The following is a 25,021-nucleotide window of genomic DNA, read 5'->3' on the forward strand; positions in this document are numbered from 1 at the left end:
GGGCGTTTTCATATGAGTAAGAAACAAAACAAGAAATTTATCACCCCGGAGATTCTCCGGGGGGCGGTGAAGGGCGCGTTTGTCAAGCTCAATCCCCGCTATATGATGAAAAACCCCGTTATGTTCGTGGTGGAGATTGGCTTCTTCATTACCCTGCTGCTCTCCTTCTTCCCCGGCCTGTTCGGGGATGTGGACGCGGCCTCCCTACGGATTTATGATATCATTGTGTGCGTCATTCTCTTTATCACCGTTCTGTTTGCCAACTTCGCCGAAGCCGTGGCCGAGGGCCGCGGCAAGGCCCAGGCGGCCAGTCTGAAAAAGACGCAGAAGGACACCGAGGCTCACCTGCTCCATGAGGACGGCAACGAGAGCATCGTCCGTTCCAGCGAGCTGAAGAAGGGCGATGTGGTCATGGTGGTGGCTGGCGAAGTCATCCCCGGTGACGGCGAGGTCATCGAGGGTATCGCCTCGGTGGATGAGTCCGCCATCACCGGCGAGTCTGCCCCTGTGGTCCGGGAGAGTGGCGGCGACTTCTGCTCAGTCACCGGCGGCACTACCGTGGTGTCCGACTGGCTGAAAATCCGCATTACATCTGAGCCGGGAAACAGCTTTTTGGACCGGATGATCGCTCTGGTAGAGGGTGCCTCCCGCAAAAAGACCCCCAATGAGATTGCGCTGAACACCCTGCTGGTATCTCTGACCATCATTTTCCTGATTGTGGTGGTGACCATGTACCCCTTCGCTGTGTACAGCGGTGTGCAGATCCCTGTTTCCACCCTGATTGCCCTGCTGGTATGCCTGATCCCCACCACGATTGGCGGCCTGCTGTCCGCCATCGGCATCGCGGGTATGGACCGGGTGACCCGCTTTAACGTTATCGCTATGAGCGGTAAGGCGGTAGAGGCCTGCGGCGACGTGGACACCATGATTCTGGATAAGACCGGCACCATCACCTTCGGCAACCGTCTGGCGGCCGACTTCTTCCCGGTGGAGGGGGCCAACCGCAGCGACCTGATTCGCTGCGCCGCCCTCACCAGCCTCCACGACGAGACCCCCGAGGGCAAGTCCACGCTGGAGCTGGCCCGCCGGCTGGGTGACAGCAGTGAGGAGACCACAGGCTCTGTATTCATCGAATTCACTGCCCAGACCCGCATGAGCGGCGTGGATCTGCCCGACGGCACTAAGATCCGCAAGGGCGCCAGCGACGCCATCGAGCAGTATGTAAAGGAAAACGGCGGCAGGATTCCTGCTGACCTGCACACCCATGTGGAGGAGGTCTCCTCCCTGGGCGGCACCCCCCTTGTGGTGTGTGAAAACAATAAGATCTTGGGTGTCATCTATCTGAAGGATACAGTAAAGCCCGGCATGGTGGAGCGATTCCAGCGGCTGCGCGCCATCGGCATCAAGACGATCATGTGTACCGGCGACAACCCCCTGACGGCAGCTACCATCGCCAAGGAGGCCGGCGTGGACGGCTTTGTCGCAGAGTGCAAGCCGGAGGACAAGATCGCCCTGATCAAAAAGGAACAGGCTGAAGGCAAGATCGTAGCCATGACTGGTGACGGCACCAACGACGCCCCCGCTCTGGCCCAGGCTAATGTGGGTCTGGCCATGAACTCTGGCACCACCGCCGCCAAGGAGGCGGCCAACATGGTGGACCTGGACAGCGACCCCACCAAGATCCTGGAGGTGGTGGAGATCGGCAAGCAGCTGCTGATTACCCGCGGCTCTCTGACCACCTTCTCCATCGCCAACGACATCGCAAAGTACTTCGCTATCATCCCCGCCATGTTCCAGTTGGCTATCCCTGAGCTGAACGTGCTGAACATCATGGGGCTGGCCAGCAACTACAGCGCCATTCTCTCCGCCCTGATCTTTAACGCCATCATCATCCCCTGCCTGATCCCCCTGGCCATGAAGGGCGTCAAGTACCGCCCCATGTCCTCTGGAAGAATGCTGGGCCGGAACATGATGATCTACGGCGTGGGCGGTGTGATTGCCCCCTTTATCGGCATTAAGGTCATCGATATGATTATCGCTCCGCTGCTGACTATGATTGGCTTTGGAATCTAAGGAGGGACCTGAACTATGAACGAGACAAAATATGGTATGGGCCACAATATCCGTCAGGCCTTCCTGGTTACGGTGGCGCTGCTGGTGCTGTGCGGCCTGGTGTTCCCGGTGCTTCTCAGCGGCCTGTCCGCCTTGATTTTCCCCAGCCAGGCCCAGGGCACTCTGGTAATGGCGGACGGCGTGGCAGTAGGCGCCAAGAATGTGGGGCAGGAGTTCACTGAGGACTACTTCATGTGGAGCCGCCCCTCCGCCTATCACTACAACACCTACTATGAGGAGGATACCGACGGCGACGGCCAGGTAGAGCAGTATTACAACGACGGCTCCGCGTTTGCCGGCCTGAGCTCCGGCTCCAACAACTACGCCCCCTCCAACCCCGCCCTTGCCGAGCGTGTGGAGGCCGACATTGCGGCCTTTCTGGAGAAAAACCCTGGTGTCAGCCGCGAGGACATCCCCACTGATTTGATGACCGCCTCCGGCTCCGGCCTGGATCCCCACATCTCTCCCGCCTCTGCCGATGTTCAGGTCCCCCGCATTGTAGAGGCCTCTGGCCTCAGCGATGAGCAGGTCCGTCAGATAATCGCCGACAATACGCAGGACAAAACACTGGGCGTATTCGGCGAGGAGACTGTCAATGTGTTGGGCGTCAACCTGGACATTGCCCTGGCCATGGGCCTGGTGAGCGAGGTCAACCACTGAGCGCCTTTCTTCAGAGAGGATAGACTGGTATGGAAGTTCACTTTGAAAAAATGGCTGAACGCCGATTTGCACCGCAGACCATGGCCACCGACGAGAGTCCAGCCATGCTGGTAATTTGCCTGATTCGGTCCCTGAAAAACTGGTTCGGGCAGTCCAGCAGGACTCAAACAGATGGCAGCCAACTGCAATTCGGTTATGAGCTGCTGGATCTCCCGGTTCAGGAATTTGCGGAGACCTTCGGCCCGTTGATCTATGAGATCCAGCGGGTGTGGCCGGTCCAGGCCTTTGGCCTGGGCAGCCAGGATGAACTGGTCGGGCTGTCCTTTCCCAACGATGGCAAATCGGCTGTTGTCCGGCAGCACAGTATCTCTGGCCTCTGGTACAATGAGCTCCGGGACCTGTATCTTTGTATTCAGTTCCCGGAGCCTCAGACAGCGGAGTGTATGTCCCGGCTGCTGAACGCAGCGGAATATGATATGGAGGCTGTGGCGCTGGAGTGGAAGTACGCCGACTTCTTGGAGCAGCAGAAGCTGTGCCGGATCGATCACACACTTTCCTTTTGTTATGTAATCTTGCAGGAGGCGGAGGATCAGAGCCGGACCGGCGTGTATCTGTCCGCTTTGACGGCCCAGCAGAAATGTCAATTGTGGCGCACATTTTTGGAGAAGGGGCTGCCGCAGCCTGAATTTGAATGGCTCCGCAATGCTTTGCTTCAGGGCGATATTCCAAACTGGATCGAGTGGCATCTCGCGCTCTATCGCGTTCTCGAGGAGCTTGGTATTCGATTCCTGTGCCGGGATGGGCAGTTTGTACTGCTGGATCGGCAGGGAAAGAAGCTCTACTTTGGCATAGACCACGGTAATTCCGCAGCACAGGTATTGATGAAGGTGCTCTTCCCCCTCAGGCGTTGAGCGGCTCCCTTCCGCTCTCGTTGATATAGCCGGCGGCCAGTCTGAATTCATTCGGCTGGCCGCCGACCTCTTATTGTACCCTTAATGCCACAAAAGGTTTCTTTTCCCCACTTTTAACTCCACGGGATTATGATAGGGCCTGCAAGGAGGGATTGCTATGATGTCCGCAATGAAAAAACGTCTGCACCATTTTAATGCTTGGTTTGATGCGTCTTTGGAACAGTTTATGCTCCAACACAAATTGCTGGGCTTTCTGACGGTTTTTATTGGGATGCCTCTTTTTATATTGGCTGCGGTATTTATTTGTACAATTGGTATCGTCCTACCGATGGCATGGATTTTTGGAGTGATGTAACACAATGGCGATGGCCTTAATATTCCTTTAATGCCAAGGCAGATATGCTAACGCTTCATTAAGACTAAGTGTGGATAATATTGCTTAAGAAGATATAAAGGCATATTAAGAGGGTTAAGGCTTATGTGGCAAATTTTCCATAAAAATAACACATCGCCGTTTCAAATTATTATCATAGGATTCTCCCTCGTAATCCTGCTTGGAAGCCTAATGCTAATGCTTCCCATCTCGACTCAGTCTGGTACCACCACTTCGTTCTTGGACTCCCTGTTCACTGCGACCTCCGCTGTCTGTGTGACAGGACTGGTGATCCATGATACGGCGACCTACTGGTCAGAGTTTGGGCAGTTTATCATCATTTTGTTGATTCAAATCGGCGGATTAGGAGTTGTGACCGTGGCGGGCGCGTTCTCCATCCTCTCTGGCCGCAAGATCGGGCTTATACAGCGGAGCACCATGCAGGAAGCTATTGCGGCGCCTAAAGTGGGTGGAGTCGTGCGTCTGACGGGGTTCATCCTCAAAACAGCCCTGGTGGCGGAGATGGTAGGGGCGGCTGTGATGCTTCCTACGTTCTGGAGGGAGTTTGGTCTGGTAAAGGGGGTTTGGTATGCTCTGTTCCATTCCATTTCTGCCTTCTGCAACGCTGGATTTGATTTGATGGGCATTAAAGCCCCCTTTTCTTCCTTAACGGATTACTCGGACAATCCAGTGATTTCCCTGACTATCCCGTTGCTCATTATTATCGGGGGTATTGGCTTCTTAACCTGGGACGATATCAGGACAAACCATCTACATATTTCTCGATACCGAATGCAAAGCAAGGTGATTTTGACTGTCACTTGTGGACTGATCTTAATTCCCAGCATCTACTTTTACTTCTTTGAGTTTGCACAAGCCCCTCTGAAAGAACGGCTGCTTCTATCTTTCTTTCAAGCGGTTACGCCCCGGACTGCCGGATTTAATACGGCGGATTTGAATGCGATGAGTGAAAGCGGCCAGTCCATCATAACAGTTCTTATGCTTGTTGGCGGCTCCCCCGGTTCCACCGCCGGCGGCATGAAAATCACTACCTTAGCCGTTCTGCTGGCCAATGCTATGGCAGTTTTTCGACGCAGTGAGTTTCCTCACTTCTTTAACCGCAGAATTGCCAGGGAAACTGTATCTCAGGCAGCGACGATTTTCATGATGTATCTTACGCTGCCCCTGGCGGGCGGGTTGATCATCAGCCAGCTAGAGGAGCAGCCCATTCTGGACTGCCTGTTCGAAACGGCTTCCGCTATCGGAACAGTAGGCCTTTCTCTGGGGCTGACCCCGCAGCTGCAGACCGCTTCCCACCTGATTTTGATTGTATTGATGTTTTTCGGGCGGGTAGGCGGGCTCACGCTGATTTTTGCTACCCTGTCCAATACACAACACTCCAGCGCCAGGCTCCCGCAGGAGCACATCACAGTAGGATGAATCTGTAAATAAAAGAGGACGAAACAATGAAAACAATTCTGCTGATTGGTTTGGGCCGCTTCGGCCGACATATCGCAATCAAGCTGCATGAGTTGAACCATCAAGTGATGGTAGTGGATCAAAATGAAGATCGGGTAAACGCGATACTGCCCTATGTGACCAACGCCCAGATTGGGGACAGCACCAATGAGGAATTTCTTGCGTCCCTTGGGGTGTGTAACTTTGATGTGTGCATCGTGGCCATTGGGGATAACTTTCAGAGTTCTTTGGAGACCACATCCCTTCTGAAAGAATTAGGGGCAGTAAAGGTAGTGGCTCGGGCTACACGCGACATTCAGGCCAAATTTCTGCTTCGCAATGGGGCGGATGACGTGGTCTACCCCGAAAAACAAATGGCGATTCAGACCGCAATCCGGTATAGCTCAGACAATATATCGGATTATATCGACTTAGGTGATAACCACGCTATGTTTGAAATCGGCGTCCCCAAGAGCTGGGTCGGGAAAACGATCGGACAGTTGGACGTACGTAAGCGGTATCATGTGAGCATCATGGCGATTAAGCAAAATGGAAAGTTCTCCATGACGGTCATAACCCCAGAAACGTGTCTGCCGGCAAACTGCACCATGCTGATTTTGGGTACGCACAAGGATATTCAAAAGTGTTTCCATATATAGGACAGCTTCCTTGCGGGAAAGGATGAATTTGTGATGGAAGGTGTGGTTTTATTTGGCGGATTTCTGGCGCTTGTACTGTTTGGCTATTTCCTGGCAGGAAAGCTGGACTGTTTTCTGGACAGCGTCCAGCCTTCCACACAAGCGAAGGGGGACTCCTGTTCTTTAAAGATTGCCATATCAAATCCCTGTGCTTTGGCGCCGGTTGCAAGAGCCCTAAAGGAACTGCAGGGGCAGTATCCGGATATAGAAATCAAGATGTACATGGGGAAAGAATGGGAAATTATGAGAGATCTTGAGTCCGGAGTTACCGACATAGCAGTAGTTTCCGCTGAAGCGGAAGACAGCGGCCAGACCCACAGTGCCTGCTTTATATGCTGCCCCCAGCCGCTTTCCGTCGATGGCATGACACTGATGCCCGCAGATACGGAAAATCAGCGGCAAAAGCTTCTTTGGAAAGACATCCAATCTCCCATCCCCATTCAAAAACTTGTCCAGCGGCTTTGCGGAAGAAGTGACTGAAATGTGTTATAATAAGGCCGTTGGAGGTGATTGTATGGAGCAACAAACTGCAGTAAGGATAGAAAAGGGCCGAGGCGCTCTGACGATTTTTGCAAGCTACTTCTCAGGCACTGGGAAGACCTTTCGAATGTTGGAGGCCGCAACACAAGTCCATCGGGCGGGCGGTGATGTGGTTATCGGGTTGCTCTCCTGTAGCCAGTGGCCCCAGACACAGGCTATGGCGGAGCCATTTGAGTCTATGCCCCAGCGGGTAGTTACAGCGGGCGATGACGTAATCTATGAGATTGACCTGGATGCTTGTCTGAAGCGAAGACCACAGATTCTTCTGATTGATGATCTATCCCATGTGAATGCCGAAGGCTCTCGCCACAAGAACCGCTATCGGGACATTGAAGAGTTGTTGAAAGCCGGCATCGATGTCTACACCACCGTGGATATTCAGCATATCGAGAGTATCCAGGAAACGGTTTTTGAAATCTTTGGGGCACCGGAGAGTGAGCGGATTCCAGACTGCGTATTTGACCAGGCGTCGCATGTGGAATTCATAGATATGGAACCGGAGCAGCTGCAGAATCGTTTGAAACAGGGGTGCGGCGCCCGAATACCATCAGCCGGCTGTACCTTATCCCAACTGAACGCTCTCCGGGAGCTTGGACTGCGCCGGTGTGCAGACCGTTCGGCCCTCTATGCCTCGACCCAGCCCGCCCAAAGTCAGGCGCTATACCGTATGCAGGAGCACATTCTGGTGTGCCTCTCTTCTGCGCCATCCAATGCGCAGGTCATCCGCACCGCGGCCCGTATGGCGGGCGCATTCCGGTGCGGCTTTACTGCCCTGTTCGTAGAAACCAGCAAGTTTCAGTGGATGCCGCAGTCGGATCGGGAGCGTCTGCGCGATAATCTGAAACTGGCGCAGAAGCTGGGAGCATCCATTGAAACAGTATACGGTGATGATATTGCCTACCAGATTGCGGAGTATTCTAGACTGTCCGGCATTACAAAGATCGTATTGGGCCGCGATATGATACCACATCGGTACATTTTTCGAAAAGCGTCGCTCACAGAACAGTTGATCGAACTTGCTCCGGATTTTGACATCCACATCATCCCGGATAACAGAAGATCAAACAGATTCACTTCCCGCTATCGGGAGGTTCTGCATACTCCCTCAGTTTCTCTGATCGATTTGGCGAAAAGCATACTGATTTTGGCGCTGGCCACCATCATCGGGTTCCTGTTTCACTGCCTGGGACTGAATGAAACTAACATTATTACAGTCTATATTTTGGGAGTTATGCTGACCTCGGTATTTACCAAAAACTCCGTATACAGTCTCATTAACTCGATCGCGGGTGTGTTGGCCTTCAACTTTTTTTTCACGGAGCCAAGGTTTTCCCTAAATGTACACAGCAACGACTATCCGGTCACGTTTGTCGTGATGTTTGTGGTTTCGTTTCTTACTAGCTCCCTGGCTGCCAAGCTCAAATCCCTGGCCAAGCACTCTGCGCAGATGGCTTGGCGGACAAAGATTTTGCTTGAAACCAGCCAAGATTTGCAAAAAGCGGGAAGCCAAACGGAGATTCTTTCTATCATTGCGGATCAGCTGCTGAAGATTTTGCAGCGGGATATCGTCGTCTACTGTGTAAAGGATGAGAAGCTCCAGGAGCCGGAGATTCTTTTGGCAGAGGAGTCTGACCTCAAAGCGCAGTACACCACGGACCAGGAAAAACAGGTGGCCCAGTGGGTCTTGACCAATAACAAGCGGGCCGGTGCTGGTACAGAAACTTTTTCCGATGCTCGATGCACTTACCTGTCGGTACGGGCCGGTGAGCATATATATGGAGTCGTAGGGGTTGCGGCAGCGGGCAAGGGGTTGGAGACCTCCGAAAACAGCATCCTCCTCTCTGTATTGGAGGAGTGCGCCCTGGCAATGGAAAATCAGCGGCATCTGGAGGAAAAGGAGGCCGCCGCGGTCTTGGCTAAAAACGAACAGCTCAGGGCCAATTTGCTGCGCTCCATCTCCCATGACCTGCGTACTCCGCTCACCTCCATTTCTGGGAACGCCAGCAATCTTCTCTCCAACGGAGATATGTTTGATGCTAAGACCAGACAGCAGATGTATACAGATATCTATGACGACTCAATATGGCTGATCAATTTAGTGGAAAATCTGTTATCTGTCAGCCGGCTGGATGGGGGCAGGATGAACCTGCATATTTCCACCGAGCTGGTAGATGATGTGGTGTCTGAGGCCCTGCGGCACATCAACCGTAAAAGTGTGGACTACCATCTGCACACGCAGGGTGACGACTACTTGTTGGCTCAGATGGATGCCCGCCTGATTGTCCAGGTCGTGATTAATCTGGTGGATAACGCCATCAAATACACACCGCCCGGTTCAGACATTGATATCAGCTGGAAACGGCAGGGGAAATATGTCCTGATCACTGTGGCCGACAATGGACCGGGAATCTCTGACGAAGCGAAACCTCATATTTTTGATATGTTTTACAGTGCATCCAACCAAATTGTGGACAGCCGCCGCAGTATGGGGTTAGGCTTGGCACTGTGCAAGTCAATTGTTAACGCCCATGGCGGTGAGATCACAGTTTCGGATCAGTTACCTCATGGGGCTATGTTTACATTTTCTATACCAGCCAGGGAGGTAGATCTGCATGAATAAACCATTGATTTTAGTAGTTGAGGACGATGTGGCAGTCCGAAACTTGATTACCACAACGCTGCGTGCCCATGATTATCGTTTCCTGACTGCGGCGAACGGAGAATCCGCAGTCTTGGAGGCCAGTTCCCATAACCCGGAGATTGTCCTGCTGGACTTGGGGCTGCCGGATATGGACGGCGTCGAAGTGATCCGCCGCATCCGCTCTTGGTCGAATCTGCCCATTATTGTCCTCAGTGCCCGAAGTGAAGATACAGACAAGATTGGCGCACTGGACGCCGGCGCGGACGATTATTTGACCAAACCGTTCTCCGTTGAGGAGCTGCTGGCCCGTCTGCGTGTGACTCAGCGGCGCTTGGCCACTTTGCAGACCGGCATGCTGACTTCTGGCGCTGTTTTCACCAATGGGAAGTTGAAGGTGGACTATGCTGCCGGCTGTGCCTTTCTGGATGGCCAGGAACTGCACTTGACGCCCAGTGAGTACAAGCTGTTATGCCTGCTTTGCAAAAATCTGGGCAAGGTGCTGACTCACACCTTTATTACCCAACAGATTTGGGGACGAAGCTGGGAAAATGATGTGGCTTCTCTGCGCGTATTTATGGCGACTTTGCGCAAGAAGTTAGAAAAAGAACCGGGCTCTCCTCAATATATCCAAACTCACATTGGGGTAGGGTACCGTATGCTGAAAGTAGAATAATTTTGAGCGGAAGCAAGAACGACTGTACAGCAAAGTGTTTTATACTTTTCATTCCTCGCGGCCTTCATGTTTACTATCCAGAAACAGATGTAAATATGCAGAAAAGTTCTGCTTTATAGGTAAATGAAGCGCATTGTATGCAAGGCATACAATGCGCTTTTTTGAGGCAATCCGCCGATATAAATATTTACTTTTCACAGGTCTCCAAACAGTTCAAGTTTCACACAGGATGTTGGCGGTTCTTCCACTTAGGCAGTATGTACTGGACATAAAAAGTCCCAGCCGCTCTAAAAGGCCGGCCGGGACTTTTTTCACATCAGCTTGACTGTGTAGTAGACCAGCAGGGCAAACAGCCAAGCTACCATCAGAAAGATCAGGTAGTAGGCCACGAAGGAACCCAGCGCCATAGCTGCCGCCAGTGCCAGCAGACTGGCCAGGCAACTGACCAGCACCACAGGGTAAGAGGCGTTCTTGCTCAGGAACTGGAGCTCCCGCTCGCCATATTTGACCGTGCCTCCGCTCTTTTTCAGCCACAGCGCGGCTGCGGTCACTGCCAGGATACCCACAAAGACCAGGCCCGATTCCAGTGTCAATGCGCCTCCAAAGCGGACACACCACAGCCCCAGGATGGACAGCCCCACCGCCACGGCGGAGAGGAAAAACTCCTTCTGGTAGAGGTAGTACACTAGAGCCAGGCCGGCCCAAGCAGGAACCAGCAGGAACAGCATCCGCACCCCTGTTCCCTTGAATGCCAGAGTCACATGGGCGCAGATGGCCAGAGCGCCAAAAGCAGCGGTCAGCACCACCGGAAGCACCAGTTTTTCACCTTTCCGGAAGCGCAGCACAGACCAGACCAGGCACAGTATGGCAGCCACAGCCCCGCCAATCCGCACCACCTTCAGCAGCGTATGGAGGGTAGTAGCCAGGTTCACGGAGGCCTCATCCACACGGAAGTTGATATAATATCGGTTGATGAGCAGCAGCAGGAACTCCAGGATGATGGCCGCTCCGACCCACAGCAGTCCCCGATTTAGGGCCATATCCTCCTGGTGACGGCGTGCTTCTCTCTGCTTTTTATCCATTTACGTTCAATCTCCTTGCAACCGGGCACAGCATCCCGGAACAGTCTGACAAATTGTCTATGGTCCAGACAGATTATTATTGTACCAGATACGCTGTTTTTTTGCAACAGAAAAAAAGGAAAAAGAATCCTTAAGAATCTTTTACGAAAAATCAGGACACGGTTTCCCGTGCCCTGATGTGAGGTGGCAGATGTGATCAACCGTTGCTGCCAAATTCGCTGAAGAATCGGTCATGGACCGCCTGGACAGCACGCTCGGCGTCCCGCTCGTCCACCAGGACAGACACCTTGATCTCGCTGGTAGAAATCATGTTGATATTGATACCGGCGGAAAACAGGGCCTCAAACATCTTGCAGGCCACACCGGCGTTATTCGCCATACCCGCACCCACGACGGAGATCTTGGCGATCTGGTCATTGAGCTCCACCGACTTGCAGCCGATGACCTCCTTATTTTCCTCCATGACCTCACGGGCCCGCTGGCTGTCACCCCGTGCTACCGTGAAGCTGATATCCTTGCTGCCGTCACGGCCGATAGACTGGAGAATGATGTCCACGTTGATATTCTCCTTGGCCAGCAGAGAAAAAATCTTAAAGGCGATGCCCGGCTGATCCGCCAGGCCCACCAGAGCGATCCGGGCTACATTCTTATCCTTGGCTACACCGCTAACATGGGTCTTTTCCATGGTTTTGACAACCTCCTTGACTTTTGTACCGGGATTTCCGCTGAAACTGGACAGCACTTCCAGATTGACGTTATACCGCTTGGCCATCTCCACCGAGCGGTTGTGGAGGACCTGGGCGCCCAAGCTGGCCAGCTCCAGCATCTCGTCAAAGGTGATCTCCTCCAGCTTTTTTGCCCCTGTAACACTGCGGGGATCGGCAGTATATACACCATCCACATCGGTGTAGATCTGGCACAGGTCCGCGTGGAGCGCGGCGGCCAGCGCCACCGCCGAGGTGTCAGAACCGCCCCGGCCCAGAGTGGTAATGTCGTCATACTTGTTAATGCCCTGGAAACCGGCGACCAGCACAATCTTTCTCTTATCCAGTTCTTTCTGGATGCGCTCGGTGCGCACTCGCTTGATCCGGGCGTTACTGTAAGACGAATCTGTGAGCATCCCTGCCTGCCAGCCCGTGAGAGAGATGGCCTGATAACCCATACTCTCAATGCACATGGCGCACAGGGAAATGGAGATCTGCTCTCCATTGGACAGGAGCATATCCATCTCCCGCTTGGAAGCGTGGGGATTGAGCTCCTTTGCTTTTTCGATCAGGTCGTCGGTAGTGTCCCCCTGGGCGGACAGGACCACCACAACATCGTTGCCTCGCTGATAGGTATCGGTGATGATACGGGCCACATTTCGGAGCTTATTAGCGTCAGCCACAGAGCTGCCGCCAAATTTCTGTACAATGAGTGACATTATGTGATTCCCCCTAAAGGTCAAGTGGTGATTTTATGATGAGGGCGGCTGACCGCCCCTCAAAAGCGGTGAAGGTGGCCGTCGGTTACCTTTGCAGCCAGAGCCTCCCCGCCATTCTATGCGTCAGTCCAGCACCCGGAACAGGGAGGCCACCTCCATCCCTCTCAGTTTGTCCAGCACCAACGGCCGGGGCATGGGAGCGGTAAGGAAGGCCACCTCAGAAGTAGGCGCGCCACTGCGGGCCAAAGGCTGTATCTCCCCACAGGCGAGTCTGGCCTGGTCCATGGTACCCTGGGCCCGGACGTACCATTTGGAGGTCAGGCCGTCGTCGGACACCACCAGGTCCGGAGACCCGGAGGCCCAGCCGTTATGCCGGTCCCGCTTCAGGTCCTTGGCAATATCAATGACATCGGCCACCACAGCGGAGGCCGTGGGCAGCTTACCCGCTCCCCGGCCATAGAACATCACATCACCGATGGCGTTGCCGGTGACGGCGATGGCGTTGAACACGTCCTCCACCCCGGCCAGAGGGGCTGTGTCCGCCACCAGATGGGGGGCCACAAAGGCGCACACCTTACCCTCAGGCTGGCGGATCGCCCTGCCCAGCAGCTTGATCTTATAGCCTTTGGAGTCGGCATAGGCCGCATCCCCTAGGGTGACGTGCCGTATCCCTTCCGTGGGCACCTGGTCTGGATACACGTGGTGTCCAAAGGCCAGCGCGGCCAGAATACAAATTTTCCGGCAGGCGTCGTGGCCGTCCACGTCGGCGGTGGGGTCCTTTTCGGCGTATCCTTTGTCCTGGGCCTCCTTCAGCGCCTGCTCGAAGGTAAGGCCCGCCTGTATCATCCGGGTCAGGATATAGTTGGTGGTCCCGTTGAGAATCCCGGTGATCTGGGTCAGATCATTGGCCGCCAGGCAGGAGGTCAGTGGGCGGAGGATGGGGATGCCGCCCCCTACGCTGGCCTCAAAGAGATAGCTCACTCCGTGCTCCTTGGCCAGCTGGAGCAGCTCATAGCCGTGGGTGGCCACCAGCTCCTTATTGGCGGTGACAACGCTCTTTCCCGCCTTTAAGGCCCGGGTGGTATAGTCCAAGGCCGCTCCGGTCCCCCCAATGGTTTCTACCACAATATCCACCTGGGGGTCCTGCTCGATGATCGAGAAGTCCTTGACGAATAAATCTTGATAGGGCCCGTCAAAGACCTCTCTGGCTCTCTTAATATATTTCAGCCGGACCAGGTCATCCACCCGGCTGTCGATCAGGTCGCCGTTTCTGGTCAGCACCTCGGCCACACCGGAGCCTACTGTACCAAAGCCCAGAAGTGCTACATTAACCATAGTAATCCCACCTTGTTTGATTTGTTCCCAAAAGTCAGCCTGCCAGTATCTCGCATCGGATGACCCCCTCGCCGGCCGACAGGCTGTTCAGCACGTCCTCCAGTGAGTCCTGGAGCGCGGAGGTCTCCGCGGTAATGGTGACCACAGCGCAGCCATTGACTGGGATGTTTTGATTGATAGTCAGGATGTTTACCCTGGTCCCCGCCAGCACGTTGAGGGCCCCTGACAGAATACCCGGTTCGTCCTTCAGCAGAATCTGGAAGGTGACGATGCGCCCATGGAGCATATCGTGGAAGGGCCGAACCGCGTCCTTATATTTGTAGAAGGCGCTGCGGCTGATGCCCACGGTCCGGGCCGCACCATTGACGGTGCTCTCCTCCCCTGTTTCCAGCAGCCGCTTGGCCTCTGCCACTTTTCGGAATATCTCCGGCATGGAGTCCGCCTCTACAATAAAATATTTTGCTGGTCCACTCATGTCCACACCTCTGTCTGTCCATCTGATACGGTCATCTGTTTCTGTGATGTGGTCTATTGTAACACACTCAGAGGCAGGATGCAACGAAAAACCCTATGGGGAAACGCTAAAATTCCCTCGACTATTCTCGGCCATCTCCGTCATTTTTGACAGAGTCCAGACAGACAGACGCCGCGGAGTGTCTCTCCGCGGCGTCTGAGCCGTTCCGATTCATGGCCACTGGTCTTGGGGGATATCCTGGGAGGGCGGAGGACTGTCGGAACCCGATCCGCTCCCTGATCCACTGGGGTCAGTCTGGCTCCCAGACCCCGGATCATTGGGGCCCACCGGCTGGCTTGGGTCCCATGGAAAGTTGGGATCACTGGGATCAGGCTGAACCACCGGGGCCTCGGTGTGGACAGTACAGGTCCCCTGGGCCTCCACCACGTCGAAGCGGTACATCTCATCCTGGGCTACGGCGGAGCCCACCTTCTCACGCTCGTAGTTGGGGTAGCAGACCTCCCGCAGGCTCTCCTCGGGGCAGTAGGGACCAGCGATGTGGTACAGGCCGGTCTCCGTGCCATCCTCGTTGAGGATTGGGCTGTCCACACACACCTTGACCACGCTCTCAGCGGTGTGGACGGTACAGGTCCGGCCATCGGGATAATCTTCCGGGAAAATATAATCGGTAGCCACCCGGCTGCCCCTTGGGTCCAGGGCGCAGTATTCACCAGCCAGCAGTCCGCTGTCCAGGCAGTAGGTGACCTGCTTCAGCCCGGAAACCTCAGGGAACTTCTTGTTCTCCAGCCCCTCGTGGACCTGGCTCATCACCTTTTTCCACAGCACGGCCGCCGGGTTGGCGCTTCCGGTCTTCATCTTCTCATTCTGCTCATAGCCGGTCCAGACGGCGGCAGTATAGTAGGGGGTATAGCCCACGAACCACCGGTCAAAGTTGTCGGAGGTGGTACCGGTCTTGCCAGCCGCCCGCATTCCGGACAAAGCCGCCTCATAGCCCGTATGGCCGTCGCCGCTGACCCCACTTCCGCTGATGACCCGCTGGAGCATGGTGTTCATATAATAGGCGGTGCTCTCCTTCAGCACCTGCTCCTTCTCTGGCTCATTCTCCAGCAGGACCACTTCCTCCCCGTCCACCAGCTGGGTCACCCGGGTATAGGTCCTGGAATAGGTGTAAACCCCGGCGCTGGGGAAAGTGGCGTAAGCCTGGGCCATTGTTCGGCTGGACACGCCGGCGGTCAGGCCGCCCATGGCCATGGGGGAGATATCGATATCACTCATGATCTGGTCCCCAGACTGGACCGCGTCCACCAGATCCAGTTTGAACTTGTCCTTGCCAAAGGAAAAGCTCTCCTGAGGGGTAACATAGTCGGCCACCACCCGGACCGCGATAGTGTTGGCTGACCGCATCAGGCCGTCCTTCAGGGTGGTCAGGCCCCGGTAGCGGTTCCCGCCGGAGTTCAGGGGCCAGGCGGAGCCTGTTCTTGTATCATAGGGATAGTCGTCCAGCACGGAGATGGGGGATAACAGCCCCTTCTCCAGCGCAGGGGCGTAGACCGTCAGGGGCTTGATGGAGGAGCCGGGCTGCCGCTTGGCAGCGTTGGCGTAGTTCATGCCCCGGTTCTCTGTCTTCTCCCCAAAGCGGCCCACGATAGCCGCCACGTCCCCGGTCTCATTGTCGATGATGGTGATGGAGGACTGCATCTGCTGGCCGCTCTTAGAGGTATAATTCAGATTGGCCCGGTCCTCATACACCGCCTCAGCAATGGCCTGAATCTCAGGGTCCATACAGGTGTAGATCCGCAGACCGCCGCGGGCCATGATCTGATCCAGCCGGGAGTCAGAAAAGCCATATTTTTCCTTCAGGTCCGCCCGAACGTCGGAGATGACTGTCTCCTCGTACCAGTTGTAGATCTCGGTCTCCGCCTCCTCGCCCTCGGCCCGGACAAAGACCAGCTCCTGGGCCACGGCCTCGTCGTGCTCCTCCTGGGAGATCATGCCCTGCTTGAGCATCTCTCCCAAGATGACCTCCTGGCGGTACTTGTTCCACTGCCGGGCATCCCACACCTCACCGGTGCTGGTTTTAGACTTGGCGAAGGAATAGGGGCCGTACTTAGAGGGGTTGTTGGTGATGCCCACCAGGCTGGCGCACTCAGCCAGTGTCAGCTCGCTCACCGGCTTGCCAAAGTACTTCAGCGAGGCGGAGCCTACCCCCTCACAGCCTGCACCCAGGGGGATGATATTCAAATACATCTCCAGGGTGTCATCCTTGCTGTTGTTCTGGGTAAAGCGGATGGCGCGAAATATCTCGGTGACCTTCCGCTTCACCGTGGTCTCGTTATAGTCTGTCATGTTTTTGATGAGTTGCTGGGTGATGGTAGAGCCGCCGGAGATGTCGTTGCCCAGGAACATATCCAGAACAGCTTTGGCCGTCCGCTTCCAGTCCACCCCCGGGTGGGTGTAAAACCGCTGATCCTCAATGGCTACAGCGGCCTGGGGCAGATATTTCGGCATCTCCTCCAGATCCACCCAAACGGAGCTGGTACTGCTGAGCAGGGTGGTCATCTCCACATACCGGCCCGTCTCTTTGTCCTGGTAGTACATGACGCTATTCTCACCCAGTTGGAAGTCGTCCATGCTCACCTCTACCTCGGGTAGAATGACCGTCTGGACATAGTAGGCACCAAAGCAGCACAGCACAGCGCCAGTGCACAGGCCTACCAGGAACAGGGTGCCCAGCACCTTTAGGATGGTGTTGCCCGTGCTCCCTCGCTTCTTTCTGGGCCGTCGGCGGGGATGCTGGTCGGCTGTCCGGCGCTGGCGGGAGGGGTATTCACTGTTTTCGTATAGAGAGTTATTGTTGTTTTGATCAGACACGTTGCTACCTCCAACCGGGGCGGGCTGTCCCCCGCGCTCCGATGGTCTTGGTGGATAACTACTGCTCAACACCGCGCTTCCCCAAAGGGCAAAAACGGCATGATACAGATACCATTATAGCATATTCTTTCCATTTGTCCACCCATAATCCCGGATAAGCCCTTTCCGGAGCACTCCCCATGGGACGGGCCGTTCTCGCTGTGTCCCGTCCCCAGCTTTTTACCCAGGCGAAATTTTACATCCTCCAGCCCTTGCATTTTTCCTCTCACCGGGTTAAAATAGAGAAGAAGAAAGAGCTGGAGGTAGCTTGCTATGAGTGAAGAGTTCGGCCCAGATTTCATCTCCGTCACCGACGAAGAGGGCAACGAGTTCGAACTGGAATTAGTCGATACCCTGGAACACAATGGTGTCACTTACTATGCCATGTTCCCCGCCGTGGCAGAGGACGAGGAGACCGGAGAGCCAGTCGATGTGGATGCCGATGATGAGGAGTACGGGCTGGTCATTATGAAGGCCATCGTGGAAAATGGCGAGGAACTGTTGTCCACCCCAGACTCTGACGAGGAACTGGATATGGTCTATAACCTGTTTATGGAGCGTTTTTTTGAGGAAGAGGACGAGGAATAAGCGATCTTTCCTGCTCGGTGCGTGATGGGCTCTTTTAAACCCACATTTTTTAAACGGGACGCCCCCTCACACCGTGGGTCGCAGGCCTCCCGGTCCCCCTTTGAGGTGGATTGGAAGTTGGAAGCGGCAAAGCGGTGTGGAGGCGACCCACCTGCCATTCGTGCAGGTTTTAAACGGGCTCACACGGCCAGAGCGGGGTATATAGAACGCTTGGAACTGGGCCGCGGTCTTATGACCGCGGCCTCTTTTCGTCCTAAAAAACGTGAATAAAGTGTAAAACCCTTACTTTTCCCCGTCTGACACTTGAAAGGCAGGCCGCTTTCCTGTATAATAGTTCAGGTCGTCCCTGCCTTGCCAGGGGCGTGGGGCCGCCTCTGGGCCGGCTCCCATTGAACACAACGAGAGGACTGAAACAACTGTGAGTGCATCCAGAGAAAAGAAGACCCGCCAGGGTCAGACCAGCCAGGGGCCGGACGAGCGGGTCCAGGAGCGCCAGCGCAAACAGAAGGCTGACCGCCGCAGCTCCATCCTGTACGCTGTGGTCGGCGTCATCTGTGTGGCGGCTATCGCTGTGACCTTGGTCTTGAACAGCGGACTGATCCAGCGGTCCATGACCGCTGTCACCATCCAAGACACCAAGTATTCCGCGGCCGACCTGCAGTACTACTATAATGTCATGTATCAGAACACCCTGCAATACGCCATGTATGGCCTGCAGACCGGTTTTGATTATACCAAGGACCCCAAGGACCAGGTCTATGACCAGGAAACCGGCGACACCTGGTATGACCATCTGCTGGACGGGGCGGTGGACTATCTGACCACCATCACCGCCCTCTACGACAAGGCCGTGGCCGAGGGCTATGCCATAAGTGAGGACGGTCAGGCTGCCCTGGACGAGACGGTCACCACCCTGAACAACGCCTGGGTGGGGCAGTACAACACCCGCAACGAGATGATTCGCAGCAACTACGGGCCCTATATGACCTATGACCACCTGCTGGAGCTTCTGGAGCGGGAAGCCCTGGTGTCCGACTATGCCAGCACCAACAGAGCCGCCTACACCTATTCCCAGGCCGATTATGAGTCCTACTACCAGGAAAACAAGGACGCTCTGGACACCTTTACCACCAGCCAGTTGGCGCTCCGTGCCAGCGTCAACACCACGGACGAGAACGGCGACACCATTGAGATGACCGAGGAGGAGCAGGCCGCCGCTCTGGAGGAGGCTAAGGCCGAGGTCAAGGCCAAGGCCGAGGAGATCCTGGCTAAGATGGAGGCCGGCGAGGAGCCTGCTGATCTGGCTGCTCAGTACAGCGAGGACCTCTATTCCGACGCTGTTTCCCGCGTCCAAACCGGCTCCAGCGTCAACTCCTCTTATACCGATTGGGCCTTTGATAGTGCCCGCAAGGCCGGCGACGTGACTCTGGCCGAGTATGACGGCGGATCCAGCTATTACTATTATGTGGTCCGCTTTGAGGACCGCCAGCGCAACGATGGAGCTGCCGCTGACATCCGCAACATTCTGGTGACTGCCGACTCCGACGACGAGGCCAAGTCCTCTGCCGAGGACCTGTTGGCCCAGTGGCAGAGCGGCGACGCCACTGAGGACAGCTTCGCTGACCTGGCTGCTTCCAACAGCAAGGACCCTGTGTCCGCCACAGGAGGCGGCCTGATGACCAATCTGACCGCCCTCACTTCTGACGCGGTCTACACCAACTGGGCCCTGGACCCCGCTCGCCAGCCTGGTGACACCACCGTGATCCAGGATACGGAGGCGGAAGGCTATCAGATCCTCTATTTTGTGGCCCAGAAGGACCCTGTCTGGCAGCAGACCGCTGACAACAGCCTGCGCACTGAAGACCAGACCGCCTGGGAGGAGAGCGCGGCCGAGGGCTACGAGGCCGCTCTGGGCTTTGCCGCCAAGTTCGTCCAGTAAGCGGTTCCACCGAAGAGAAGGGCACAGACGGATGTCTGTGCCCTTTCTGTTATAGATAGAGAGGATATCACCATGATAACTGGTAAAACGCTTTCCCGATGGCTCACCGGCCTGCTCCTGCTGCTCTCCTTGGCCTCCTGCGGAGCGCCTGCCCCGGTCCTAACGGGCGACGGCTTCTCTCCCTCCGATATCCCGTCCTACTCCGGACAGGCCTATGCGGAGGTAAACGGCGGCCTTCCCTACTTCTCCCCCGATGATCTAACCACCGAGCCCTTTGAGAGATACAGCCCGTTGGACTCCCTGGGCCGCTGCGGCGCCGCCTGGGCCAATGTCTGCCTTGACATCATGCCAACAGAGGAGCGGGGAGAGATTGGGATGGTAAAGCCCTCCGGCTGGCACACGGTCCGTTATGACGACCTGGTAGATGGGAAGTATCTATACAACCGGTGCCATCTCATCGGCTTTCAGCTGGCCGGGGAAAACGCCAATGAGGAAAATCTGATTACCGGCACCCGCTATATGAATGTGGAGGGGATGCTCCCCTTTGAGGATATGGTGGACGACTATGTGGATGACACGGGCTGCCATGTGCTCTACCGGGTCACTCCCATCTTCCAGGGGGACAATTTGGTGGCTGACGGTGTCCTGATGGAGGCTTTCTCCGTAGAGGACGAGGGGGCAGGCCTCTCCTTCTGTGTCTTCTGCTACAACGTCCAGCCTGGAGTGACCATCGACTACGCCACCGGCGAGAGCTGGCGCTCCGAGGAGGATCCTCCTGCCCCCTCCCAGGGAGAGACAGGACGTTATGTCCTCAATACCAATTCCATGAAGTTCCATCTCCCGTCCTGCGGCAGTGTGAATCAGATAAGTCCCGGCAACTACCAGGAATATTCCGGCGGCCGGGAGGAGCTGATCCAGCGCGGCTACAGTCCCTGTGGCTCATGTAAGCCTTGACTCCACGGGGCTGTCCTATAAGTGAAAGAAGAGGTACGCCGTATGCGTACCTCTTCTTTTTAGACGGAAGGGCAAATGACGGCCTAAAAACCGAAAATCCGCTTGTTTCTCAAGCGGATCGACTGCATTTATTTAGATAGCTCCCTATGTACCACCGCTGTCTGGCGGTGGTCTGCTGGGCTGGCATCCGTTTTATAGAGTCAAAACGGACTCACAGCAGCGGTAGTCGCTGTCGATATTGTGGGCAATAAAGCGGGCTTTAAACTGACGCGGGCTGCACATCGTCTGGGTCGATCCGCCGGACACATCCAGGTCCTTGGGAACCACAAACTTGATGCACTTAACCAGTACATCCCGGCAGGAGGGGTAACTGTGGGCCGGGATGGTCACAGCCTTCGTCCCCCGCTGATACTCCGTACCGTTCTCATCTACCTCGGTAAGGATAACGGCCAAAGCGACCCGCTTTTGGGGGCAAACGTTTTTCACCGTCACATCCATCTGCAGAATCGTTCCCATAGACTCCAGATAGACATCCCCCGTATCTACTACTACGGCATCCGAACAGCTCTGGATCGTCAGATCTACCGGGAGAGGACATTCCTCCGGATTGACCACTACATCACATTCCACGGCCACAGCGGGCTCTGGGAAATCCACTACATTCCCCTCGGTATCGGAGTAGGTGATAGATTCATTGACCAACTTGGTGCCGGGATTCTGCCCCACATGGCGGACATAGAATTCCAGTGTGGCGCTCTCAGGAGCGGAAACACCCAATTCGGGGATGGTCCAGCGCAGAGAGGTGGAATTGAGCATGGTGGCGCTGCCCACCGTCGGATTCAGAACACTGGTGACCACAAAGTCATCCGTCACCTTCTCATTGATCACAATATTGGTGGCTCCTGTCTTCGAAATATTGGCGGCTAGCTCCGCAAAGAGCTCCTCCAGGTCCGCTGTGTCAGGTGTGACGGCTACATGGGTCGCAGCCGGGTCGCTGGCCCAGTCGTTCAGCACTCCCACATCTACTCCGTCCGACCCGACCAGACCAATGCAGTAGATGATGATGCCCTGCGCACGGGCCGCGGCGGCCACAGGAGCAGGAGGAGCTCCAGCCGTGGTGTTTCCATCGGTGAACATGACAATGACCTTGGCGTTGCTGGAACTGGGATCAAATAGCGAGATTGCCTTCGTAAAGGCGTCGGCGTGGTTGGTGCTGCCGCCGGCCGACAGAGCGTCTACGGCGTTCTTCAGTGTTGCCACAGAGGTGATCAGCTGGGTGTCCTGCACGGCTGTGCTGGAAAAACTGACGATGCCGATGCGGCTGCCGGAGCCAATCTCTCCCGACGCCTGGCCCCCGGTGGACTCGGAGATGATATCGATAAACGTCTTGGCACCAGTTTTCATGCTGGCCAGCGGCTCGCCGGTCATGCTACCGGATCGGTCCAGCACCAGAGCGATGTCGGTGGGATTAGTGACAATATCGGGCGCGGCGGTAAGCGCCAGAGTAACCTTCAGAGACCCATCACAGTCGATGCGCTCCATATTGATCACCTTATTGGAATTGGTAATACCCATTGTTGTATTACTCCCTTCTGGGGGTTGCCCCATCACAGTCTATGTGACCGCGGTAGACCATGACACCATAGGGCGTCGCCGGTTTGTCCTATTTCAGAGCGCAGTTGCATACAGGGCGGCCCTCCTGAGGGAGACAGGGCAGCTCTATCAGCCTGCGTAATTTTATTCCCAAGGGTGGAACCGAGCAGAAACTGACGAGGCCAAAACGAAAAGGACAGTTAAAGCCGATATTTCTGCAAAATCAAAAAAACGCCGCAAAGCGGCGACACCAAATCGCAGCCCAGCGCAGCGGTTGTGATTTGGAAAGGAGGAGCAATAAAATGGGTGCGCTCTGACTTTTTATAAAAAAAGTCGGAGCAAACGATACAACGTTTGCTCCGACGTGGTGCGCGAGGCGGGAGTCGAACCCGCCAACAAAAGCACAAAGTAATTGTGGCACAATGGTTTTCGGTTTTTGTGGTATAATTGTGTTGCATCTTGTGTGATATAGCAAAAAAATCGAGAGGCCCGCTAAGACAATGCCGCGGACCTCCCCAGAGGCATGGCGTATCCCGCATAAAGATAGAAAGGATTGAAACGTCATGCCTATAACCATGGACCCTATACAGGAATGTAGCGATTTGCACATTGTTGTAGAGCGAACTCTACGCCGCCTCCGAATCAGCGGAAAGTTGAAAGGTTTTCGCTTCTTGAGGTATGCCCTTACAGTAACCGTAAAAGACCCTTACCGGACTGATCTTATCACGAAAGTTCTTTACCCCGAAATAGCCGCAGAATTTAGTGATAAAGATACCAGGGTCGAGCGGGCAATCCGTACTGCGATTTGCGCCTGCTGGGACAGCTACGGCAGAGATGAACTGAATAAGATGGCGGGCTATACCTTAGAAAAGCGCCCCACAAACTTAGAGTTTATTGACTTGGTAGCAGCATATATTCGTTACATCCTGGACAGGTAACCACTGGCCGGACAGGAGGATTCTCCTGTCCGGTTCTTCTTTATGCCTGCCAATGGTATCCACAGGTCTGACATACCCACATAGATTTATGTATAATTTTAGTTTTGTATTTACGAGGGGCAAAAATCTTAGCTATCAATGCAAGTACAGTAAAACAACACCATTTAACTGGAAGCCACCACCAACCAATACAAATCCACCAGAAAATGCCACGGTGTTTGGTAAGTAACTGCGTTTCCGATACCATTTGAACATTAATACTATTACTTCCACATTTTGGGCAAACCATCCTTCACTCCTCCAAAACACACATAATTCATAATATTTAGTCATCTTTGGCATAATAATAGCATAAAAAGTGTGTTAGTGTCAATCCCGAAATAGTCACTTTTGGGATAGGATTGATAGTATGCGATTGTTAACATGGAATGGAAAGTGCAACTGTTGTGGTGAAAGGGTCCGCCTTGCTCGGGAAAAGGCGGGATTATCACAAGAGAAACTGGCCGCTATAATCCAGCTTAATGGGCATGGTCTTACACAGAAGGCAATCAGCCGAATTGAAACAGGGGAGCGCATCGTTCCCGATTTTGAGATTCCGCTTCTCGCAACTGCGTTGAATGTAGATCCACTATGGTTGTTAGGTATAACAGAATGTAATAGAGAGTAGAGAAAGGCCAGGGATCATTCCCTGGCCTCTTTCTTTTTGTTGTCACTTAACCACCTTGACCATTAACGCCACCTCCTGGCGGGTAGCAAAGCTCTGTGGCCTGGTGCCGTCTGTGATGCCTTTCACTTTTGCCTGTTCCAGTCCAGCCTGTGCCCACTCATTGGCCGGTAGCTCCGCTCGCTCGGCCAGATAGCGGTCCATGTACTCCTTCCACTGCTCGTATGTCACAGTTTCATCCCCTTCTTCTTTGAGATCATATAAGCTAATCAGAGCAGACACCACTCCGCAAGCCGCCTGCTCTGCAAACTCATCTGTCAGGATGATCGGAGTGTCGGTGGTGCTGTCCATAAAGCCGAACTCCACCAGCACGGCGGGCATGGTGGTGTGCCGCAATACATAAAGGCTCGCCCGTGCCATGGGATTGGCCCGGTTGCCCCGCAACCCCGTAGCGGCCACCACGGACTCGTATATAGCCTTCTGGACCACTATGGACTGCTCCTGCGCTACGGGAGCCACATAGACCACACAGCCCCCGCCAGAGCCGCCGTGGATGCCCGCATTGTGATGGAAGGACAGATACAGGTCCGCATCCGCTTGGTTGGCCAGCGCCACCCTTTTGGATAGGGAGATCTCCTTCTCCCCGGTCACGTCATCCACCCGCATGGTAGCGCAACGATAGCCTCTCAGGCGCTCCTGCACCTTGTCAGCAATTCGGCTGTTCAGGACCCACTCCCGGGTCTCCCCGGGGTCGATGCTTTTCAAGCACCGTTTCCCCGGGGTATCTATGTAGTGGCCCGCATCAATAGCAAAGAGTGGGTTACTCATGCTCCTGCTCCGCCTGCTCGGCGGCCTCTTTGTCAGCCTGGATGCCAGCCTCAACGGCGGCCTCAAACGCCTCCTTGTCAGGGAAGGCGGCGGCCAGCTCCTGGCCGTGGCGGCCAGTAAACTCACGAATCTCCTTGGCCTCCTCGTGGGTAATCTCAGGGTGCTTCTTCAGGAGCATGGGCATGCCTACGGTAGCCAAATCGGGGGCGTCGTTCTTCTCAGTGAT

The 25,021-nt window shown here is 55.0% G+C and carries 22 protein-coding genes and 1 other RNA gene; 15 read left to right on the plus strand and 8 right to left on the minus strand.

The features are described 5' to 3' along the window. Positions 1 to 12 precede the first annotated feature (12 nt). From kdpB to H8S11_RS08415, 9 genes are all read left to right on the plus strand, one after another. On the plus strand, positions 13 to 2,073 hold the full coding sequence (kdpB, locus tag H8S11_RS08375; RefSeq protein ID WP_147570861.1) for a potassium-transporting ATPase subunit KdpB: 2,061 nt from the start codon (positions 13 to 15) through the stop codon (positions 2,071 to 2,073). 15 nt (positions 2,074 to 2,088) lie between these two features. Further along, the gene (kdpC, locus tag H8S11_RS08380) at positions 2,089 to 2,772 is read left to right on the plus strand and encodes a K(+)-transporting ATPase subunit C (protein ID WP_186852818.1); all 684 of its coding nucleotides are present in this window, start codon (positions 2,089 to 2,091) and stop codon (positions 2,770 to 2,772) included. A 50-nt stretch (positions 2,773 to 2,822) separates the two neighbouring features. After that, positions 2,823 to 3,683 carry a hypothetical protein gene (locus tag H8S11_RS08385; RefSeq protein ID WP_186852819.1) on the plus strand — a complete coding sequence of 287 codons (861 nt, stop codon included), beginning with the start codon at positions 2,823 to 2,825 and terminating at the stop codon, positions 3,681 to 3,683. 157 nt (positions 3,684 to 3,840) lie between these two features. Then, positions 3,841 to 4,038, plus strand: coding sequence for a hypothetical protein (locus H8S11_RS08390; protein WP_243200987.1), 198 nt, complete (start codon positions 3,841 to 3,843; stop codon positions 4,036 to 4,038). A gap of 123 nt (positions 4,039 to 4,161) precedes the next feature. Further along, positions 4,162 to 5,496 (plus strand): TrkH family potassium uptake protein, encoded by a 1,335-nt coding sequence (locus H8S11_RS08395; RefSeq protein ID WP_186852820.1) that lies wholly within the window; start codon positions 4,162 to 4,164, stop codon positions 5,494 to 5,496. Between the two features lie 26 nt (positions 5,497 to 5,522). Then, positions 5,523 to 6,173, plus strand: coding sequence for a potassium channel family protein (locus H8S11_RS08400; RefSeq protein ID WP_147570865.1), 651 nt, complete (start codon positions 5,523 to 5,525; stop codon positions 6,171 to 6,173). 33 nt (positions 6,174 to 6,206) lie between these two features. Beyond that, positions 6,207 to 6,692 (plus strand): LysR substrate-binding domain-containing protein, encoded by a 486-nt coding sequence (locus H8S11_RS08405; RefSeq protein ID WP_186852821.1) that lies wholly within the window; start codon positions 6,207 to 6,209, stop codon positions 6,690 to 6,692. 34 nt (positions 6,693 to 6,726) lie between these two features. Next, positions 6,727 to 9,372: an ATP-binding protein gene (locus H8S11_RS08410; protein ID WP_186852822.1), complete on the plus strand. Its 2,646-nt coding sequence runs from the start codon at positions 6,727 to 6,729 to the stop codon at positions 9,370 to 9,372. Further along, a complete protein-coding gene (locus H8S11_RS08415; protein ID WP_147570868.1) occupies positions 9,365 to 10,066 on the plus strand; it encodes a response regulator in 702 nt (233 codons plus the stop codon). Before H8S11_RS08410 ends, H8S11_RS08415 begins: the two co-directional genes overlap by 8 nt. A 311-nt stretch (positions 10,067 to 10,377) precedes the next feature. On the opposite strand, the gene H8S11_RS08420 is transcribed toward H8S11_RS08415, so the two are convergent. From H8S11_RS08420 to H8S11_RS08440, 5 genes are all read right to left on the minus strand, one after another. After that, the gene (locus tag H8S11_RS08420) at positions 10,378 to 11,148 is read right to left on the minus strand and encodes a hypothetical protein (protein ID WP_147570869.1); all 771 of its coding nucleotides are present in this window, start codon (positions 11,146 to 11,148) and stop codon (positions 10,378 to 10,380) included. A gap of 196 nt (positions 11,149 to 11,344) precedes the next feature. Then, positions 11,345 to 12,571, minus strand: a complete 1,227-nt coding sequence (locus H8S11_RS08425) for an aspartate kinase (protein ID WP_186852823.1) — start codon at positions 12,569 to 12,571, stop codon at positions 11,345 to 11,347. Positions 12,572 to 12,694: 123 nt separating this feature from the next. After that, positions 12,695 to 13,906, minus strand: coding sequence for a homoserine dehydrogenase (locus H8S11_RS08430; RefSeq protein ID WP_186852824.1), 1,212 nt, complete (start codon positions 13,904 to 13,906; stop codon positions 12,695 to 12,697). 34 nt (positions 13,907 to 13,940) lie between these two features. After that, positions 13,941 to 14,381 carry an ACT domain-containing protein gene (locus H8S11_RS08435; protein WP_147570872.1) on the minus strand — a complete coding sequence of 147 codons (441 nt, stop codon included), beginning with the start codon at positions 14,379 to 14,381 and terminating at the stop codon, positions 13,941 to 13,943. Positions 14,382 to 14,591: 210 nt separating this feature from the next. Next, a complete protein-coding gene (locus tag H8S11_RS08440) occupies positions 14,592 to 17,252 on the minus strand; it encodes a transglycosylase domain-containing protein (protein ID WP_186852825.1) in 2,661 nt (886 codons plus the stop codon). Positions 17,253 to 17,564: 312 nt separating this feature from the next. On the opposite strand from H8S11_RS08440, the gene H8S11_RS08445 reads away from it, so the two are divergent. The 4 genes from H8S11_RS08445 to H8S11_RS08460 all read left to right on the plus strand — a co-directional run bounded on the left by H8S11_RS08445 (position 17,565) and on the right by H8S11_RS08460 (position 20,772). After that, complete coding sequence (locus H8S11_RS08445) at positions 17,565 to 17,879, plus strand: DUF1292 domain-containing protein (RefSeq protein ID WP_147570874.1); 315 nt, start codon at positions 17,565 to 17,567, stop codon at positions 17,877 to 17,879. Between the two features lie 4 nt (positions 17,880 to 17,883). Next, positions 17,884 to 18,082: non-coding RNA, 6S RNA (gene ssrS / locus H8S11_RS08450), on the plus strand. Positions 18,083 to 18,297: 215 nt separating this feature from the next. Further along, complete coding sequence (locus H8S11_RS14255) at positions 18,298 to 19,818, plus strand: peptidylprolyl isomerase (RefSeq protein ID WP_186852826.1); 1,521 nt, start codon at positions 18,298 to 18,300, stop codon at positions 19,816 to 19,818. Positions 19,819 to 19,890: 72 nt separating this feature from the next. Further along, entirely contained in the window at positions 19,891 to 20,772 is an 882-nt protein-coding gene (locus H8S11_RS08460; protein ID WP_147570876.1) for a DNA/RNA non-specific endonuclease, read from the plus strand. A 192-nt stretch (positions 20,773 to 20,964) separates the two neighbouring features. On the opposite strand, the gene H8S11_RS08465 is transcribed toward H8S11_RS08460, so the two are convergent. Next, positions 20,965 to 22,347, minus strand: coding sequence for a vWA domain-containing protein (locus H8S11_RS08465; RefSeq protein ID WP_147570877.1), 1,383 nt, complete (start codon positions 22,345 to 22,347; stop codon positions 20,965 to 20,967). Positions 22,348 to 22,940: 593 nt separating this feature from the next. Between H8S11_RS08465 and H8S11_RS08470 the strand changes: the two genes are divergently transcribed. Together H8S11_RS08470 and H8S11_RS08475 are read left to right on the plus strand one after the other, a co-directional pair. Continuing rightward, on the plus strand, positions 22,941 to 23,303 hold the full coding sequence (locus H8S11_RS08470) for a sporulation initiation factor Spo0A C-terminal domain-containing protein (protein WP_186852827.1): 363 nt from the start codon (positions 22,941 to 22,943) through the stop codon (positions 23,301 to 23,303). Between the two features lie 409 nt (positions 23,304 to 23,712). Next, positions 23,713 to 23,970, plus strand: coding sequence for a helix-turn-helix domain-containing protein (locus H8S11_RS08475; protein ID WP_186852828.1), 258 nt, complete (start codon positions 23,713 to 23,715; stop codon positions 23,968 to 23,970). A gap of 42 nt (positions 23,971 to 24,012) precedes the next feature. Here the strand turns inward: H8S11_RS08475 and H8S11_RS08480 are convergent, their stop codons facing one another. Next, positions 24,013 to 24,795 carry an N-acetylmuramoyl-L-alanine amidase family protein gene (locus tag H8S11_RS08480; protein ID WP_186852829.1) on the minus strand — a complete coding sequence of 261 codons (783 nt, stop codon included), beginning with the start codon at positions 24,793 to 24,795 and terminating at the stop codon, positions 24,013 to 24,015. Further along, the coding region (locus H8S11_RS08485) for a hypothetical protein (protein ID WP_207721948.1) at positions 24,788 to 25,021 on the minus strand (234 nt) is incomplete at its 5' end. The genes H8S11_RS08480 and H8S11_RS08485, both read right to left, overlap by 8 nt.

The sequence above is a fragment of the Flintibacter hominis genome (genome assembly GCF_014287965.1).
In the GTDB taxonomy this organism is placed as follows: Bacteria; Bacillota; Clostridia; order Oscillospirales; family Oscillospiraceae; genus Lawsonibacter; species Lawsonibacter aceti.